At 57.9% G+C, this 16,750-nt stretch carries 17 protein-coding genes; 10 read left to right on the top strand and 7 right to left on the bottom strand.

The genetic code is table 11. The features are described 5' to 3' along the window. Positions 1 to 37: 37 nt before the first annotated feature. Genes MK208_RS13460 through MK208_RS13450 form a run of 3 tightly spaced genes read right to left on the bottom strand, consistent with a single transcriptional unit; the run spans position 38 to position 2,299 of the window. Complete coding sequence (locus tag MK208_RS13460; RefSeq protein ID WP_294117333.1) at positions 38 to 1,372, bottom strand: MATE family efflux transporter; 1,335 nt, start codon at positions 1,370 to 1,372, stop codon at positions 38 to 40. Next, positions 1,365 to 1,874: a PaaI family thioesterase gene (locus tag MK208_RS13455; RefSeq protein ID WP_294117331.1), complete on the bottom strand. Its 510-nt coding sequence runs from the start codon at positions 1,872 to 1,874 to the stop codon at positions 1,365 to 1,367. Before MK208_RS13455 ends, MK208_RS13460 begins: the two co-directional genes overlap by 8 nt. A 2-nt stretch (positions 1,875 to 1,876) precedes the next feature. Continuing rightward, a complete protein-coding gene (locus MK208_RS13450; protein ID WP_294117329.1) occupies positions 1,877 to 2,299 on the bottom strand; it encodes a PaaI family thioesterase in 423 nt (140 codons plus the stop codon). Positions 2,300 to 2,415: 116 nt separating this feature from the next. On the opposite strand from MK208_RS13450, the gene MK208_RS13445 reads away from it, so the two are divergent. From MK208_RS13445 to MK208_RS13415, 7 genes are all read left to right on the top strand, one after another. Continuing rightward, a complete protein-coding gene (locus MK208_RS13445) occupies positions 2,416 to 2,793 on the top strand; it encodes a MerR family DNA-binding transcriptional regulator (RefSeq protein WP_294117328.1) in 378 nt (125 codons plus the stop codon). A 226-nt stretch (positions 2,794 to 3,019) separates the two neighbouring features. Then, a complete protein-coding gene (locus tag MK208_RS13440; protein ID WP_294117327.1) occupies positions 3,020 to 3,421 on the top strand; it encodes a MerR family DNA-binding transcriptional regulator in 402 nt (133 codons plus the stop codon). Between the two features lie 48 nt (positions 3,422 to 3,469). Continuing rightward, positions 3,470 to 5,245: an acyl-CoA dehydrogenase C-terminal domain-containing protein gene (locus tag MK208_RS13435; protein WP_294117325.1), complete on the top strand. Its 1,776-nt coding sequence runs from the start codon at positions 3,470 to 3,472 to the stop codon at positions 5,243 to 5,245. A 61-nt stretch (positions 5,246 to 5,306) separates the two neighbouring features. Beyond that, positions 5,307 to 5,519 (top strand): hypothetical protein, encoded by a 213-nt coding sequence (locus MK208_RS13430; RefSeq protein ID WP_294117323.1) that lies wholly within the window; start codon positions 5,307 to 5,309, stop codon positions 5,517 to 5,519. A 37-nt stretch (positions 5,520 to 5,556) separates the two neighbouring features. After that, positions 5,557 to 6,195, top strand: a complete 639-nt coding sequence (locus tag MK208_RS13425) for a glutathione S-transferase family protein (RefSeq protein WP_294117322.1) — start codon at positions 5,557 to 5,559, stop codon at positions 6,193 to 6,195. Between the two features lie 25 nt (positions 6,196 to 6,220). Continuing rightward, a complete protein-coding gene (locus MK208_RS13420; RefSeq protein ID WP_294117320.1) occupies positions 6,221 to 7,432 on the top strand; it encodes an acetyl-CoA C-acetyltransferase in 1,212 nt (403 codons plus the stop codon). A gap of 24 nt (positions 7,433 to 7,456) precedes the next feature. Then, on the top strand, positions 7,457 to 9,655 hold the full coding sequence (locus MK208_RS13415) for a 3-hydroxyacyl-CoA dehydrogenase NAD-binding domain-containing protein (RefSeq protein WP_294117317.1): 2,199 nt from the start codon (positions 7,457 to 7,459) through the stop codon (positions 9,653 to 9,655). 67 nt (positions 9,656 to 9,722) lie between these two features. Here the strand turns inward: MK208_RS13415 and MK208_RS13410 are convergent, their stop codons facing one another. Continuing rightward, positions 9,723 to 10,328 carry a Hint domain-containing protein gene (locus tag MK208_RS13410; protein WP_294117315.1) on the bottom strand — a complete coding sequence of 202 codons (606 nt, stop codon included), beginning with the start codon at positions 10,326 to 10,328 and terminating at the stop codon, positions 9,723 to 9,725. Positions 10,329 to 10,736: 408 nt separating this feature from the next. Between MK208_RS13410 and MK208_RS13405 the strand changes: the two genes are divergently transcribed. The 3 genes from MK208_RS13405 (at position 10,737) to MK208_RS13395 (ending at position 14,185) form a co-directional block, all read left to right on the top strand. Next, the gene (locus MK208_RS13405) at positions 10,737 to 12,365 is read left to right on the top strand and encodes an AMP-binding protein (protein ID WP_294117313.1); all 1,629 of its coding nucleotides are present in this window, start codon (positions 10,737 to 10,739) and stop codon (positions 12,363 to 12,365) included. A gap of 187 nt (positions 12,366 to 12,552) precedes the next feature. After that, complete coding sequence (locus MK208_RS13400; RefSeq protein WP_294117310.1) at positions 12,553 to 13,263, top strand: DUF484 family protein; 711 nt, start codon at positions 12,553 to 12,555, stop codon at positions 13,261 to 13,263. Positions 13,264 to 13,270: 7 nt separating this feature from the next. Continuing rightward, a complete protein-coding gene (locus MK208_RS13395) occupies positions 13,271 to 14,185 on the top strand; it encodes a tyrosine recombinase XerC (protein WP_294117308.1) in 915 nt (304 codons plus the stop codon). A 129-nt stretch (positions 14,186 to 14,314) separates the two neighbouring features. Here MK208_RS13395 and MK208_RS13390 read toward each other — a convergent pair whose 3' ends face one another. The 3 genes from MK208_RS13390 to MK208_RS13380 all read right to left on the bottom strand — a co-directional run bounded on the left by MK208_RS13390 (position 14,315) and on the right by MK208_RS13380 (position 16,747). Then, positions 14,315 to 14,902, bottom strand: coding sequence for a hypothetical protein (locus tag MK208_RS13390; RefSeq protein WP_294117307.1), 588 nt, complete (start codon positions 14,900 to 14,902; stop codon positions 14,315 to 14,317). A 71-nt stretch (positions 14,903 to 14,973) separates the two neighbouring features. Next, positions 14,974 to 15,921 carry an NAD(P)-dependent oxidoreductase gene (locus MK208_RS13385; protein ID WP_294117305.1) on the bottom strand — a complete coding sequence of 316 codons (948 nt, stop codon included), beginning with the start codon at positions 15,919 to 15,921 and terminating at the stop codon, positions 14,974 to 14,976. An 82-nt stretch (positions 15,922 to 16,003) separates the two neighbouring features. Further along, on the bottom strand, positions 16,004 to 16,747 hold the full coding sequence (locus tag MK208_RS13380; protein ID WP_294117304.1) for an Asp/Glu racemase: 744 nt from the start codon (positions 16,745 to 16,747) through the stop codon (positions 16,004 to 16,006). Positions 16,748 to 16,750: the final 3 nt, after the last annotated feature.

Raw genomic sequence — 16,750 nt, 5'->3', positions numbered from 1 at the left:
CCCTGAAGAATCTCAAAGGTGTCTCAGAAGCTTAAGATCACCGCGCCGCGCGCGCCTCCAAGGCTGGATAACGCACGGCCAAGGTTGCACCCCGCGCCACAAAGCTCACCATCAAGGCTACCCACAGCCCGTGATTGCCCCAAAACGGCACCAACAGCGCCAGCGCCACGAAATAGATCACCGTCGACAGCAGCATCATGTTGCGCATGTCTTTGGTTTGCGTGGCCCCGATAAAAACACCGTCCAACATGAAGGGTGCCACCCCCAACAGCGGCGAGAGCACCACCCAGGGCAGGAAATCACGCGCCAAAGAGCGCAATGCCTCAGAGGTGGTCATTACATCGATGATCAATCCACCAAAAATCCAGTAGATTGCGGCAATGAGCACCGACCCAATCACAGCCCATATCGATGCCATGTAGGTTGCGCGTCGAAGGCCTGCACGGTCCTTGCCGCCAAATGCTTGTCCGGCAAGCGTTTCCACCGCAAAGGCAAACCCGTCGAGCGCATGTGCGGTGATGTACAAGAACTGCAACAACACCTGATTGGCGGCCAATGTGTCATCCCCAAAGTCAGCGCCAAGGAACAGAAATGACATGAAAATCGCTTGCAACATCAAAGACCGCAGCAGAATGTCGCCATTTACGCCAGCCATTTCACGCAGGGCGGTACGATCCAACACACGCGCTTTTTCCATCCACGCAGGGTTTTGAAAGACATCGCGGCACAACCATACCGCCAAGGCGCAGCCTGTCACCTCAGCAAAGACAGTAGCAATCGCCACGCCCTCCACACCCCAACCGAGCCCCAGGACAAACCAAAGGTCGAGTACGATATTCACGCTGTTCATCCATAGCTGAATGACCAACACCGCCTTTGTACGCTCCTGCGCAATCAGCCAACCGGTCAAGCCGTAAATCGAAATGGCCGCCGGCGCAGACCAAATGCGGATTTGCAAATATTGGCGCGCGAGCGTTTCCACCTCAGGGGACGCTGGTGATAACCAAAACGCGGCACGAAATAGCCAGACTTGCCCCAGGATCAGCAGCAGCCCCGCCGCCACACCGATCAGTACGGCACGAGTCAGCATCGCAGCCACCTCGCCGTAACGCCCCTCGCCTTTCGCGCGCGCGGTTAGGCCAGTGGTGCCCATCCGAAGGAAGCCAAAGATCCAGTAGAGACCAGCAAGAATAACTGCGCCGATGCCCACGGCCCCAATGGGTGCAGCATCCCCCATCTGCCCGACAACGCCTGTATCCACCGCCCCCAGGATGGGCACAGTAGCATTGGACAGAACAATCGGCAGCGCCGTGTGCAAGATGCGCCGATGGGTGATGTCGCCGACTCCGCCAGCTTGCGGCGTATCAGTCATCCTTGGACGGCATCAAAAAATGGCCGGTGGCCTGTGCAAACAACACATCGCGCTGATCCTGCCACGCTTCGACATGCACCGAGGCGTAACGACGACCGGAACGGTTGACCCGCGCACGGGCATAAGCATCGCGCGGCAGGCCGGAACGGAGGTAGTCCACGGTAAAGTCGATGGTTTTGGGTAGGCGTGGCAGATGGCCTTCGGTCAGGCTTTCCATGGAAATCTGACCACTTTCAATGTCATCCCAGAGGCCGGACCACGCCAGACCAATGACCGCTGTGGTCTCAAGAAAGCCCGCTGTTACGCCACCGTGAATGGCAGGCAAAAGCGGGTTGCCAATCAACTTGTTATCAAATGGCAAAATCGCGGTAAGTTCGTCGCCACGACGCTCAAACTCGATGCCGAGGAAATTGATATATGGCACACCATGTACAAGCGCAGAAAGCGCGGCGTCGCGGCGTTGCTTCACCACCTGAACAGGTTCTGGACGTGGACGCGGCATGGTTACTTCCTCTGCACAGTGAATGCGCCGGTGGCCGTGGCCACGGGGCGGCTGTCGTCATCATCAAAGGCCGTGGCCCGCACGAAGGCGACAGATCGCGTGATGTGGTAGCACTCCGCTTTGGTCCGCACATTTTGACCCGGTGTTGCTGCGCGCATGTAGTCGATCCGCAGATCAATCGTGGCCGTGCCGGAGGGAGACGACGGATGGCACATCGCCGCCGCACCACAACAGGTGTCCATCAAGGCTGACACTGCGCCGCCATGCAAAACACCGGTTTCAGGATCACCGACAATCTTACTGTCGTAAGGCAACTCCATCTCAGCCTTGCCTGCACCAATGTCGGTCAGCCGCATGTTCAACGCCTTGCAATGGGGAATCGCATTAATAAAATGCTCCGCCATTTTTGCCTTGTCCGGTTCCATGCCCGCCCTCCGATTGTATTGGCCCATTTATGAGCGTCATTTGACATAGGCTTCAAGGGGGCGGTTGCCCTTGCTGCAGATGCAAACTAAGTTTCGCGCCTAAGGAGGCCCCGCAAATGTCTGATACTCGCCTGTCTTTTAAGGAAATGTGCGCACGATTCGACGTCACACCAAGGACGTTGCGTTACTATGAGTATATCGAACTTTTGCAGCCGGAGCGTGAAGGACGCAGCCGATTTTTTGGCCCGCGAGAGATTGCCCGGATGACCCTGATCATGCGCGGGCGCCGCTTTGGCATTAAGCTTGAAGACATCCGCCAGTGGCTGTTGATTTACGAAAACGACGGCACCTCGGCGCAGATGCAGGCCTTTGTGGAGATGGCAGACCGCCAGATGGCGGAGCTGGAAGAACAGCGCCAACAGTTGGATGAAGCGATGCGCGAACTCAAAGAACTGCGGGATGAAACCGCAGGCTTCCTGACCAAAGCAAACTGAGCTTCCCAGCAAGTTTAATCCCGTAAAGGCGCCCATCGAGGCGCCTTTTGTTTTGCGACCGCAGCGCGGCGCGTGGTGCGCAAGAGTCCGCCTAAGCAGAAAAAATTGATCCTACGTCACTTCAAAATGTGACGTGACGTCTTACTTACGTTAACGTCAAGCTGTATAGTAACTCAGTTCCCGAAGCCCATTTTGTACCCACCTTCCGGTAAGAAAGGACGCAATGATGAGCGAAGAAACGATGACCATTCGTGAGATGTGTGATGCCTATGACGTCACCCCTCGCACCCTGCGTTTTTACGAGTCCAAGGAACTTTTGTTCCCCATTCGCGAGGGCCAAAAGCGTTTGTTTACCAAACGTGACCGCGCCCGTCTCAAACTGATCCTGCGTGGCAAACGCTTTGGCTTTTCTCTCGAGGAAATCCGTCAGCTGCTCGACCTCTATGACATGGGCGATCAGCAAGCGACCCAGCTGCAACGCACCTATGAGGTGGCACAACACCGCCTCAAGGACATGGAAGAGCAACGCGACGAGCTAAACGAAGCGATCGACGATCTGCGCGAACAGCTCAAATGGGGCGAACAGTTCCTCGCCGACCTCGCAAACCAGAAAGACGCCGCGCAATAAGCGGCGACAGACAAATTCCGTCTCGGATCATCCAAAAGGGAACCCCTTATGCCGACCTATACCGCGCCTGTAAAAGACCTGCAGTTTGTGCTGCACGATATGCTGAACGTCTCCAACGCCGATATTCCAGGTTATAGCGACCTAGAAGCCGACTTTACCTCCGCTGTTTTGGAAGAGGCCGGCAAGCTGACCGGAGAAGTGCTGTCCCCGCTCAACGTGGTCGGTGATCACGAAGGCTGCCGTCTGGAAAATGGTGTGGTTTACACGCCAACCGGCTTTAAAAACGCGTTTGAGCAAGTGAAAGAAGGCGGCTGGACCGGTTTGGATATGCCGGAAGAGTACGGCGGCCAGAATATGCCACAGGTGCTGGGAACCGCGGTGGGCGAAATGTTCTCCGCCTCCAACCAGGCCTTTACCATGTACCAGGGTCTGACCCACGGTGCGGCGGCGGCGATCCTTGCGCACGGTACCGACGAGCAGAAAAACAAGTGGCTGCCGAAGATGGTTTCCTGTGAGTGGACCGGCACCATGAACCTGACTGAGCCACACTGCGGTACAGATCTGGGCTTGATGCGCACCAAAGCGGAGCCGCAGGACAACGGCACCTACAAAATCTCCGGTCAGAAGATCTTTATCTCCGCTGGCGACCACGACATGGCCGACAACATTGTGCACCTCGTGCTGGCCAAAGTGCCGGGCGGCCCGCAAGGCATCAAAGGCGTGTCTCTCTTCATCGTGCCAAAGTTCCTGGTGGATGACGAAGGCAACATCGGTGCCCGCAACGGCGTGACCGTGGGCAGCATCGAAGAAAAGATGGGCATCCATGGCAACTCCACCTGCGTGCTGAACTATGACGACGCCGAAGGGTACCTGATTGGCGATTTGAACAAAGGCATGCGTGCCATGTTCACCATGATGAACGAAGCCCGTCTGGGTGTGGGCATGCAGGGATTGGCACAGGCTGAGGTCGCCTACCAGAACGCCCTGGCCTATGCCAAGGACCGCCTGCAGGGCCGTGCCGTGACCGGTGTTGAAAACCCAGATGGCCCGGCTGATCCTCTGATTGTTCACCCGGATATCCGTCGCTCGCTCATGGACCAGAAATCCTTCGTGGAAGGCGCGCGTGCGTTCATCCTCTGGGGCGCCACCATGTTGGATGAAGCGCACCGCAAAGGGGACAAAGACGCAGACGGGCTGATCTCCTTGCTGACTCCGGTGATCAAAGGCTTCCTGACCGACGAAGGCTACGACATGACTGTCAAAGCTCAGCAGGTTTACGGCGGTCACGGCTATATCGAAGAATGGGGCATGAGCCAATTCACCCGCGATGCCCGTATCGCGATGATCTACGAAGGCGCCAACGGCGTTCAGGCGCTTGACCTTGTAGGGCGTAAACTCGCGGCCGACGGCGGCAAGCACGTTATGGCCTTCTTTGAATTGGTTAAAAGCTTCTGCAAAGAAAACGGCGAAGACGAAGCGCTGAAGGATTTTGTTGGTCCGCTCAAGCAAGCCTCCAAGGATCTGCAGGCAGCGGGCATGTACTTCATGCAGGCAGGCATGAAGAACCCGAACGATGCGCTGTCTGGTTCCAACGACTTCATGCACCTGTTCGGCCACGTCTGCCTCGGCCTGATGTGGGCGCAGATGGCCAAAGCTGCCAACGCAGCGCTGGCATCCGGCGCAGGAGACAAAGACTTCTACGAAACCAAGCTGACCACCGGCCGCTACTACATGGCGCGTCGTCTGCCAGCGACGGGGATGCACTTGGCGCGCATCCAGTCCGGTGGCGACACCGTAATGGCTCTGGCCGCAGACCAGTTCTGATCCGGTTGGGCGGGGACCTCCCCGCCCTCCCCTCATTTTCCGGCGTCATTCTGGAGGACAGATGCCCAAACGTTTTCGACTGACCCGCCGCTTCCCTGTTGCCATGACAGAGGATGGGTATCGCAAGCTGCGCAGTTTCGCGACGGAAGCAGGTCTAGACGAAGGTGAGGCGCTGTCGTTTATATTTGAGAACTTCGACGCTGTAACAGACGACGACCAACTGGCGCATCGCTTGCGCCAGTTCAACGCGACTTTGGACGACCGCAAGCGGTGATCAAACCCGCGCAAAAATTTGCCAAGGGGAGGACGGCATGACAATCAAACTCTACTGTTTTGGAGAAAGCGGCCATTCCTACAAGGCTGCGCTGGCATTGGAACTTTCGGGCCTCGACTGGGAACCAGTAAAGGTAGACTTTTTTGCGGGCGAAACCCGCTCCGATGAATACCGCCAAAACGTCAATGAGATGGGCGAAGCGCCTGTGCTGGTGGATGGCGACTTTAGCCTGACGCAGTCCTCGGTCATTCAGGACTACATTTCCGAGAAAACCGGGAAATTTGCGGGGCGCGACAACAATGAGCGCCGTGAAATCTTGCGCTGGCAGTTCTGGGACAACCACAAGCTCAGCTCGTTTGCAGGCATGACCCGTTTCCTGATCAACTTCATGCCAAAAGACAAACAGCCCAAAGAGGTGATTGCCTTCAACCAAGGCCGCCTCAAAGGCGCTTATGACATTCTGAACAAGCATCTTGAGGGACGTGATTGGATTGTGGGCGACGGCCTGACCAACGCAGACCTAACTTGCTGTTCTTACCTCTACTACCCAGAGCCCTTTGGCTTTGACCGTACCGAGTGGTCCAACATTGACCGCTGGCTGACCAATATTTCCGACACACCGGGGTGGAAACACCCCTACGACCTGATGCCCGGCTCCCCCGCGGACCGCGCCTGATCTCGCCTGATAATAGGAGACCACAATGACCGAAGCCTATATCTATGACGCTGTGCGCACGCCGCGCGGCAAAGGCCGCAAAGATGGCAGCCTCCACGAGGTGACTTCCGTTGCCTTGTCCAAAACAGTTCTGAACAGCCTGAAAGAGCGCAACGGCCTAGAAGGCCACGCCGTTGAAGACGTGATCTGGGGCAACGTGACCCAGGTGAAAGAACAAGGTGGCTGCCTCGCGCGGACCGCCGTGTTGGCGTCTGACCTAGACGAAATCATTCCAGGCCTGTCGATCAACCGCTTCTGCGCATCGGGCATGGAAGCCGTAAACCTCGCGGCCAACCAGGTCAAAGGCGGCGCAGGCGACGCCTATATCGCCGGTGGTGTCGAGATGATGGGCCGCGTACCGATGGGCTCTGACGGGGCAGCCATCGCAGTCGACCCATCCGTGGCCATGGACATGTATTTTGTCCCACAGGGTATCTCGGCGGACATCATCGCCACCGAATATGGTTTCACCCGTGATCAAGCCGACGAACTGGCGGTGGAATCTCAGCGCCGCGCCGCGCAGGCGTGGGATGAAGGTCGGTTCGACAAGTCCATCGTCGCTGTGAAAGACATCAACGGTCTGACCATTTTGGACAAAGACGAATACATGCGTCCGGGTACGGACATGCAGTCCCTTGGTGGTCTGAAGCCTGCGTTCAAAGAGCAAGGCGAAGTGATGCCAGGCTTTGATAAGCTGGCGATCATGAAGTACCCGCATCTTGAGAAAATCAACCACATCCACCACGCTGGGAACTCTTCCGGTATCGTGGATGGCTCTGCTGGCGTATTGATCGGCAACAAAGAGTTTGGTGAGAAATACGGCATCAAGCCACGTGCGGTGATCAAACAGACCTGCAAAATTGGGCTGGACCCAACCATCATGCTGACCGGTCCAGTGCCTGCCACCCAGAAAATCCTGAAAGACGCGGGTATGGCAATCAGCGACATCGACCTGTTCGAAGTCAACGAAGCCTTCGCCTCTGTTGTGATGCGCTTCCAGCAAGCGTTTGACGTTGATCCAGCTCTGGTGAACGTGAACGGCGGCTCGATCGCCATGGGCCACCCGCTGGGCGCAACCGGTGCCATAATCATCGGCACCTTGCTGGACGAGCTGGAGCGCCAGGACAAAGAAACCGGTCTGGCCACCCTCTGCATCGCGTCCGGCATGGGCGCGGCCACCATCATCGAACGCGTGTAACCGGCTGACATTAGGATAAGAGACATGACTGATTTCACAATGAAAGTCGGCGACAACGGTGTCGCCATCATCACCTGGGACGTGAAGTCCAAATCGATGAACGTGCTGAGCCGGGAGGCCTTTGGCGACTTGGAAGCCTGCATTGACGAGGTGCTCGGCAACGACGACATCAAAGGCGCGGTAATTACCTCTGGCAAAGACACTTTTGCCGGTGGCATGGACCTGAATGTGCTTGGTTCCATCCGCGCGGATGCCGGTGACGAGCCTGCGCAGGCGCTGTTTGACTTCACCATGATGGGCCACAAATTCCTGCGCAAAATCGAGCGTGCGGGCATGGACCCAAAAACCAACAAAGGCGGCAAGCCGATTGCCTCCGCGCTGCCCGGCACCGCGCTTGGCATTGGCCTGGAACTGCCTTTGGCAACCCACCGCATCTTTGCAGCGGACAACCCAAAGGCCAAAATTGGCCTGCCGGAAATCATGGTTGGCATCTTCCCGGGCATGGGTGGCACCACACGTTTCATTCGCATGATGGGCGCTATGGCAGCCTCGCCGTTCTTGCTGCAAGGCAAGATGGTTGATCCGAAGAAAGCCAAAGCCGCAGGCATCATCCATGAAGTGGTGGACGATCCAGTCGCCGCCGCGACAGAGTGGGTTCTGTCGGCCACCGACAAAGACATCCTGAAGCCATGGGATGCCAAAGGCTACAAAATGCCAGGTGGTGAACCGTACCACCCAGCAGGCTTCATGACCTACGCTGGCGCGTCGGCGATGGTGAACGGCAATACTTGGGGCGTGTACCCTGCAGCCAAGGCTCTGCTGTCTGCGGCCTATGAAGGTGCACAGGTGCCGTTTGACACTGCGCTAAAGATCGAAGCGCGCTGGTTTGTGAATGTGCTGATGAACCCGTCGTCTTCGGCGATGATCCAGTCTTTGTTCATCAACAAAGAAGCACTGGAGAAAGGCGCAAACCGTCCAGACGTTCCGGATCAGTCCGTCAAGAAAGTCGGCGTTCTGGGCGCGGGTATGATGGGCGCAGGCATCGCGCTGGTCTCTGCGCAGGCCGGCATGGACGTTGTGCTGATCGACACCAGCCAAGAAGCAGCCGATCGCGGCAAAGCCTACTCCGAGACCTATCTCGACAAGGGCATCAAGCGCGGCAAGGTCACGGCAGAGAAGAAAGAGGCCATGCTGGGCCGCATCAACGCCACCACCGATCTGGACAACCTGTCTGACGTTGACTTGATCATCGAAGCGGTGTTCGAAGATGTGGGCGTGAAAGCCGAAATGACCAAGAAGGTTGAGGCGATCATCCCTGAGGATGCGATCTTTGCCTCCAATACCTCCACCCTGCCAATCACCGGTTTGGCCGAAGCTTCTGTACGCAAAGAGCAATTCATCGGCATCCACTTCTTCTCCCCAGTGGAGAAAATGGCGCTGGTGGAGATCATCAAAGGCAAAGAAACCGGCGACCGCGCGGTGGCCAAAGCGCTCGACTATGTGCGTCAGATCCGCAAGACGCCAATTGTTGTGAACGACGAGCGCTTCTTCTACGCCAACCGCTGCATCATTCCTTACATCAACGAAGGTGTGATGATGGCCGGTGAAGGTGTGGGCCGTCCGCTTCTGGACCACGCGGCGCAGCTTCTAGGCTTCCCAGTGGGACCAATCCAGCTGGTGGACGAGACCTCCTTGGACCTCGGCGCCAAAATCGCCAAAGCCACTATGGCTGCGATGGGCGACGCCTATCCGAAGTCCGTCGCGGATGACGTGACCTTCTGGATGGTTGAAGAAGGTCGTTTGGGCCGCAAAGCGAAAGCGGGCTTCTTTGACTATGACGAAAAGGGCAAGCGCGGCGACTACTGGACCGGCTTCAACGAGAAGTTCCCGCTACTGGAAGAGCAACCTGACCTGATCGAAGTGCAGCACCGTCTGATCTTTGCCCAGGTACTGGAAGCCGTGCGCGCGCTGGAAGCGGGTGTGCTGGAAGACATTCGTGAAGGTGACGTGGGCGCGATCTTGGGCTGGGGCTTCATGCCATGGTCCGGCGGCCCGTTCAGTTGGCTCGACATCGTTGGCGCCGCTTGGGCAGCTGAACGTTGCGACCAATTGGCACAGAAGTTTGGCGACCGGTTTGCTTGCCCGCCATTGCTGCGTGAGATGGCGGACAAAGGCGAGACCTTCTATGGCCGCTTTGGTCCACAGGCCAAAGCCGCAGCCTAAGCACCCCTCACAAAACAAGAAACGCCCGGGAGCAATCGCTATCGGGCGTTTTTCTTTTGTGCCCTTTCTACGCTGCGGCCAGCATCATCTCTGGCTTCACAGACACATTCCGCACCGCGCCGCTTTCCAGCATGGTCATGGCTGTTTGTACCGGCACCATGTTGTAGTTCGCCGCCCGCCCAAAGCGTGGCCGCACACCGGCACGCACGCCCCAAATGCACTGGGAAAACAGCAGCGCCCCGCCGTTGACAAACACCATCTGATCTTCGGCAAATGCCGGTAGAACGGCCTTAAGAGGTGTGGCAGGTTCCACGCGGTAGGTCCCATCCAGAACCTCCAAGGCCGCGCCAGGGATGACCGCGTAAGGATCGCCCCATTTGTCGCGTACCGACGGGCTTTCAACGAGAACCCCTTCCCCCGGTTGCACCAAGAGATCACGCCTGTTTTCCAAAGAACCGGCAGGGACAAAAATCGGCCACAGCTGGCGTGGGGTCACGTGCTCATGGCTGAATATCGGGTCGGTCGCCAAAGCCGTAACGCGCTGAAATCCGGCATCAAATGTGAGCACTTCATCACCGACATGCAAGCTGTCCACGGTGGCCCACCCACCGGGCGTGACCACACGGGTACCCGCCACAAACCCACTACCCGTGGTTGTGATTACCGGCCGCACGTTTGAGTGGCGGCGCCTGGCTGCTAAAGCCAGCCTAGCTTTGTCACGAATTGTTACCACCATCTATTCCACCAAGGACGGGGTCCGAAAAACACTCATACTGTTTCGCCACTAAGTTTGGGAAACGCTTGGATCATATTTTGCGGCTGCGCCTATACAATTCGTAAACAGTTTCAGCGGTCTACTTGGCATTTAGTTCAACTGTGAGTAGGCTCAAAATGATTGAAATTTGAAACAGCCTTCCCTTGCCAACGGGTTTGCCCCTTAGGTGCGCCCCATCTTTAAGTCGGTCGCTCATAGCGCATGATTGTTTCAACAATGCCGTCGAAGCGTGCGTATTATTACCGACTTCCCTTTTGAAACAACATCTACGAGAGTGCTGGCAAGACTTTTTGGGAGGGTTCGCCAATGGGCTGGATGTCAGATGAAACCGGATTGGAAAAATGCGCGGCTAATTATGTGCCTTTGTCCCCGCTGTCCGGACTGAAACGAGCGGCAACAATCTTCCCGAACCGCCCCGCCTTGGTGGATGGCGAGATTCGTCGCACTTACCGTGAGTATCACGCCCGGTGCAGCCAATTGGCCTGCGGCCTTGTTGAGTTGGGGGTAAAACCCGGCGACGTGGTTGCAACCTTGCTTCCCAACACACCGACAGCTTGCGAGGCGCATTTTGGTGTGCCCGCCTGCGGGGCTGTGCTCAACGCGATCAACATCCGTCTGGATGTCGCCACGGTCACTTACATCTTTGAGCATGGCGAAGCCAAAGTGGTGTTGGTAGACAGCGCTTTCCTGGAGCTTGCCGAGGCGGCCTGCGCCGCGATGAGCTCAGCCGCACCCACGCTAATCGAGGTGGCTGCCCCGGAAGCAGGATTTCCAGCCTCCGGACGCCATCAGACCTATGAGGATCTGTTGGCCCAAAGCGATCTGGCGTTTGACTGGATCATGCCTCAAGACGAGTGGGAGAGCATCGCGCTCAACTACACCTCCGGCACCACGGGCAAGCCAAAAGGCGTGGTGTATCACCACCGGGGCGCTTATCTAAACGCCATGGGACAGGTGCTGAGCTGGCGCATGACCTTACATCCGGTCTACCTGACAATTGTGCCTCTGTTTCACTGCAACGGCTGGTGCCACACATGGATGATGCCCATGGTCGGCGGCACCATTGTCTGTTGCCGCGACATCACGGCACCGGCGATCTTCGACGCGATTGCCGACGAGGGTGTGACCCACTTTGGTGGGGCCCCTATCGTGTTGAACATGCTGGTCAATGCACCGGAAGAGCAGCGCAGAGAGTTCGGCCATGTGGTGGAAGTCTTCACCGCCGGCGCCCCCCCGGCCCCGGCCACATTGGCCAAAATCGAGCCGATGGGCTTTCACATCACGCAGGTCTATGGGCTGACCGAAGTCTATGGGCCAGCCACAGAATGTCTTTGGGATGAGACCCGCTGGGACGATCTGCAAGGCCATGACCGCGCGGCGATCAAAGCCCGCCAAGGCGTCGCCATGCCATTTATGGACGACATCACGGTGATGGACGACAAGATGGCGCAGATCCCCATGGACGGGGCCGCAGATGGCGAAATCATGATCCGCGGCAACGCGGTGATGAAAGGCTACTTGAAGAATCCGGAAGCCACCAAGGCAGCTTTTGAAGGCGGCTACTTCCACTCCGGCGATATCGCGGTGCAGCATCCGGACAGCTATGTGCAGATCACCGACCGGGCCAAGGACATCATCATCTCCGGTGGTGAGAACATCAGCTCGGTCGAAGTGGAAGGTGTGTTGATGCACCACCCTGCGGTGAACCTGGCAGCGGTGGTGGCCAAACCAGATGAGAAATGGGGCGAGGTGCCGTGTGCCTTTGTCGAGTTGCTGGATGGGCAGTCGGCGGAGGAGAAAGAGGTGATTTCCTTTGCCCGAGAACACCTTGCGGGATTTAAGACCCCCAAGAAGGTCGTGTTTGGCGAGTTGCCTAAGACCTCCACGGGCAAGATTCAGAAGTTTGCCTTGCGCGAAAAAGCCAAAAGTCTCTGAGCGGTTAAAACAGTGAGGATGGGGGCGCTGCCCCCGCCCTGCCGTTGGCAGGCCTCCCCCGGGATATTTGTGGCCAAATGACGCCGCCGGCTTAAGCCCGCGGCCACTGCGCTGCATAGCAAAAAAGTTGCGGCATTTGTTGAAACGCTCTGATAAGGTTGCCGCAACGACCAAAAATGGCGACGACATGAGCAGCACTCCAAAAATCGAAGATGACATGCGCGAGAAAATCATCTCGCAACCCGATGTAATTCTGGAAGACCGGGATTTGATGCGGGCGTTGATTGCCGCCAATGAAAAAACCATGGGTGGCAACATTGTGGACTTGCGCGGCATCGCCATGGAGCGGCTTGAGGCGCGTTTGGACCGGCTGGAAGACACACATCGCAGCGTGATTGCCGCCGCTTACGACAATCTTGCGGGCACCAATCAGGTGCATCGCGCCATTCTGCGGATGCTCGATCCGGTGGAATTTGAAGGCTTCCTGCACGATTTGGGCGGCGAAGTGGCCGATATTTTGCGCGTGGACGCGGTGCGCTTGGTTCTGGAAACCGAGGCAGAGACCGAAGGCGACGCAAATATCGCGCGGTTGGGAGATGTTTTGTCGACAGCGGCTCCTGGGTTTGTGGAAGAGTATTTGACCGGTGGACGTAATATACCACAGCGGCAGGTGACGTTGCGCCAGGTGCAGGGTGGGGGTTCGGTGGTCTATGGTGAGGATGCCGACTGGATCCGCTCAGAAGCCTGCCTGAAGCTGGACCTTGGCACCGGCCGATTGCCCGGTTTGTTGGTGATGGGCGCAGAAGACCCGCATCAGTTCACACCACAGCAAGGCACTGATCTACTGGCGTTTTTTGCTGGAGTGTTTGAACGGGCGATGCGCCGTTGGCTGGCGTGAGCCGCCCATGATCAGCGCGGCGGCCAGTGATGCAGTCGAGCGCTTTCTGGCCCACAAAATGGCGTTGCAAGGCGCTTCTGATAACACGGTTGCGGCCTATCAGCGGGACCTAATTGAATTCCTGACGTTTATGACCCTGCACAAGGGGGACCAGCAGGGGCTGGCGCCTTTGATGGAACTGGGCGTGCCGGACATGCGCAGCTGGATGGCGAGCGCCCGATCCAGTGGGATTTCATCGCGGTCGTTGGCGCGTAAGCTCTCGTCTGTAAAGAGTTTTTACCGGTGGTTAGCCGAAAAGGAAGGCTGTGATCCGACGGCGGTTCTGGCCACACGTGCGCCGAAGTTTCAGGCCAAACTGCCCCGCCCGTTGAGCGAGGATGCCGCCAAAGAAGTGATTGAAACGGTGGAGTTTCAGTCACAGGAAGATTGGGTCGGCGCGCGTGATATCGCCGTGATATCAATGCTTTATGGCTGCGGCCTGCGGATTTCTGAGGCCTTGGGTTTAACCGGCGCGGACGTGCCTTTGCCCAACGCGCTGCGTATTGTCGGCAAAGGGGGCAAAGAGCGGATCGTGCCTGTGATCGACGCGGCGCGGGATGCAGTTTCGCGGTATATTCGCCTTTGCCCTCATGCACTTAGCGAAGATCTCCCGTTGTTTCGCGGGGTGCGCGGCGGGGCGCTTAATCCACGACAAGTTCAGAAGGTTATGCAGCAAACGCGGCAGCAGCTGGGCCTGCCAGCAAGCGCCACGCCTCATGCGATGCGACACAGCTTTGCTACGCATTTATTGAGCGCTGGCGGGGACTTACGCGCCATTCAGGAACTCTTGGGCCATGCGTCCTTGTCAACGACGCAGGCCTACACCCAAGTCGATTCGGCGCGGTTGATGGAAGTCTATAACAAGACCCACCCGAAGGCGTGAGTTAACCTCTCTATTTTGGCCCCGAATTCACGTCGGTATTCTATCGGTATCACGACTGTTTTGCGGAGGTGCGTTTTGTTGCGTGCAAAGGTTAAGGCGGCGGGCGTTGCGTGACACCCTCAGGCCTGATTATCGCATCGATGGACGCTTGTAGCGGTCATGTCGCAACATGCGCCCGGCATTGACATCGCGCCGACGTCGATCAGGGACGCGCAGTTCAAGCCATGTGGCCTGCGGGTCAACGGTCAAGGCTCCCAGCAGATGCCCTTCGGCCTGAATGGCAGCCACAAACCGCAGATGGTCGTGCGCCAACACCGTGTTGAGCCGCGCATCGGTTCGAGCCTTTGGCGGTGCAATTTCCACAACATCTCCTGGTCCATAAAGGCGCAGGATTGTAGTTTGATGTGCGGGAATGGGCAGTGTGGCGCTTTGCGGCAGCGAAATGGTCAGCGCCATGGTGGCATGCCCGCCCTGCATCAAACCGCCACCGGGGTGCGCCGAGTACATCAGGAGCAACATCAGGTCGCCAAAAACCAAATCCTGCGCACTTGGGTTGTGGACCTCCGCCCAAAGCGAGGGACCGCCCGCGCCGCTTTGCTTTTGCCACAGCTTTAAGATTTCGACCTGCGGCACCACTTTGGACGACGCAGACGCCTGCTTGCCCGCGCCAGTTGAGGCAAACAAGCTGCTGAGAAACTGCCACAGGTCCTTAAGCATTTGGTCTAGCGGCTCCTGTTGCTACCACGCAAAGAACATGGCGCAGAACGGCGCTCAATAAAACCGGCGTGTTACCGCCCTTTAGGGATCACCTCGTAACCAGGTTCCTCAGGCTCATCGTCGACCATCTCCGGCGGGAAGCCGGGCGCGAGAACAGACAGGCCTGTGGCCTCTTCCAGCCGTTTGATGATGTTGGGACTGAGTTCGCGTTCGCCAAAGCGGGCGATGGCGTCGTCAAACATCGAGACCATCAGCGGGTTGAGTTCCAGCGGCACCCCTGCCCTGTCGGCGACGTCTTGGAATAGGCCGATGTCCTTTTTGACCAGATCCATGGTGAAGGAGATGTCGCGCGAGCCATTCAGGATGACTTGGCTCTCAGTTTCGTGGCTGAAGGAATTGCCGGAGCTGATGCGGATCGCCTCATAGGCGGTGTTGAGATCCATACCCGCCGCTTTGCAGGTGGTGAGTGCCTCGGCGGAGGCCACAAGGTGCGCGGTTGCGAGGTAGTTGGTCACAACCTTGAGCACGGAAGCGGAGCCAAGCGGACCGGTGTGCAGGATGCGGCGGCCCATGGTGGTCAGCAGCGGCAGGATGCGCTCAAATGTGGCCCGGTCACAGCCTGCAAAGATGGCGATATTGCCGGTGTCGGCGCGGTGACAGCCGCCGGAGACAGGGCAGTCCACAGCTGCGCCGCCACGGGCGATCACCAGCGCGCCGAGGCGTTTGACTTCGGCCTCATCGGTGGTGGACATCTCCATCCAGATTTTGCCCTCGGTGACCTCGGGCAGCATCTCTTGCATGACCGCATCAGAAGCGGCGGGCGATGGCAGGCAGGTGATGACCGCATCACAGAGGCGCATCATTTCGGCGGGGCTGGACACGGGCTTGGCCCCTGCGGCGACCTTCTCTGCCACCAAATCGGGGTTGAGGTCGTGTACATAGAGGTCTTTGCCGTTGCGCAGCAGGCTGCCGGACAGCTTACCGCCAACATTGCCCAATCCGATGAAGCCGATTTTCATGGCCAGTCTCCCTGTTGTTGAGATCAGCCTGCGCAAGGCGTGGCATTGCGGCAGGCCTGATACCGACAGAGAGGAGACGTTTTTAGCGTTTCAGCAAACGGCCCGGCGCGTTGGCGGCCAGTTTGGCACCGGAGAGCTGTGCCATATGCCAGGCAAGCGCGAGGTTGCTGCCAAACACCGGTTTGTCGAGGTCGGCCTCTAGGCTGTCGATCACATCCAGTGTTTGCAGGTTGGTGCAGCTGAGGAAGATCGCATCGACGCCTAGATGGCCCACCTGCAGGGCGGCGGCTTTCACAGAAGCCGTATCGATGCGGGCGACGTTTTCCTCCCCGGCTTCGCCAAAAGACACCAGATGTGGCACGGCAATGCCTGCGGCCTCAAAGGCTTGTTTGACCGGCAGGGAGACGCTTTCGACATAGGGCGTGACCATGCCAAGGCGGGTGATCCCCAGCGCGTGACAGGCGGCGATGGCGGCGGTCAGTGGATCGGTCACGGCAGGCGTTTGTACGCCTTGTTTGACAAGCTCGGCCACTTTATCGGCGCCAATCATGGTGGTGCCGGACGTGCAGCCATAGCCTACGACGTCGAAGTTTGCTGCGGGTGGGAAAAGGGATGCGCTGGCTGGCAGGGTTTTGGACATTTCCAGCAGCGTGTCTTGGGTGACTTCTGAGTCAGAGGGCACGCGGCTGGTGTAAATTGAGAGATCACGGGACGGGAACAGTCGGCGGAAGTCCTGTTCCAGCGTTTCGTCAAACTTGAGCACAATCAGGCCCAAGGCGGCCCGGCCGGACGCCGGGGTGCCAAGGGTGAAAGGGACGGTCTCCATGGG

Origin of the sequence: Shimia sp. (assembly GCF_022448905.1) — a bacterium.
Classification (GTDB): domain Bacteria; phylum Pseudomonadota; class Alphaproteobacteria; order Rhodobacterales; family Rhodobacteraceae; genus Shimia.
This window is presented reverse-complemented; position numbering and strand designations above follow the sequence as displayed.